Annotated in this window: 2 protein-coding genes; one reads left to right on the top strand and one right to left on the bottom strand. The window is 44.7% G+C overall.

Going from position 1 to position 1,082, the window contains the following annotated elements; all coding sequences use genetic code 11:
* Window positions 1–180, bottom strand: a 180-nt coding sequence (locus CIK99_RS15590) for a hypothetical protein (protein ID WP_216822793.1), incomplete at its 3' end; no start/stop codon positions are given.
* Window positions 181–423: 243 nt separating this feature from the next.
* Here CIK99_RS15590 and CIK99_RS06720 point away from each other — a divergent pair.
* Window positions 424–786: a hypothetical protein gene (locus CIK99_RS06720; protein ID WP_094380774.1), complete on the top strand. Its 363-nt coding sequence runs from the start codon at window positions 424–426 to the stop codon at window positions 784–786.
* The last annotated feature ends 296 nt before the right edge of the window (window positions 787–1,082 follow it).

Genomic DNA, 1,082 nt, shown 5'->3' on the forward strand with positions numbered 1-1,082 from the left:
GTCTTTTTGACTCAATTCCCTTAATGCTGCTATTGAGCCACTTTCACCTGCATTTTCTTGGTTTTGAAAAAAAAATTCATCATATTCCCACTTTTCCCCGCCTTTTTCTTGGAACGTAACAATAAAAATACTAACTTTGTACCCAAGAAAAGCTGCACCTCGGCATAATTGCTCAAGCAAGCTTGGCAAGTTCTGCTCTCGGTTTGCATTTTCTTTGCATAAGAAAAGCTGAATATATTAAAACGTATGATAAGAACAATGTATAGAGCCGTAAAGGCAATTAAAATAGCAATTGGGGGGGATAATTTTTGTTCTACCCGAATAAAGTTCCGCCCTGTCATCCTATTAGCGTTCCCATTGTTTCTCGCCTCTTGCCAGTAACTCGACGATTGGGATGCAGCATCATCGTCTCTGACAGACGCATTGCGATCAGAGACCACAGTCCGTCCGCTCGACTTATTAACATCTGTTGACAGCTGGCAACTCGTCAGCTACCAGCAGCCCCACTCCCTCGCCTATCAGGCGTGGGCCAACACCAATGTGCAGTTCACCGCCGACAGTGTCCGCTTCTACCGCCTTTTCGACGTTTTCGACGACGCTACGCATAGCATCACCGTGTCAGAAGAAACCCTTCACTTGTTGAAAGTGGATTATGCCGAAGGCGTCGTCACGTTCTTCGGCGACGACTACAAGCTCAACATCCCCTCCTCCGGTTCGCAACATCAAATAGAGTTAGAGTTAGACAAACTCATTCTAACGCTCTACGACGGAGAGCCAGACGTATGAAATAAGACAAGTGACTGCCTGTCCTCCTCGCTCGGGTCAGCTCGCCACGTAAGTGGCTTTACTTTATGTAAGATTGCCCCGCCGCAAGGCAGCTGCCTGAGAACATTAGGCGCCCCGCCCGCAGCATTTGCGTATGCTCAATAATAAATTTAAATTATAAATAATACATTAACAAAACGCCAACACCCGACCTCGTGGCTGAAAAAATGTGTCGGGCTTATTCAATATGAAAAAGAGATTATTGATTATTTCTTTAATGTCAATGATAAGCCTTTTTGCATTCTCTCAAGATAAAT

The organism is Prevotella sp. P5-92, assembly GCF_002251245.1.
In the GTDB taxonomy this organism is placed as follows: Bacteria; Bacteroidota; Bacteroidia; order Bacteroidales; family Bacteroidaceae; genus Prevotella.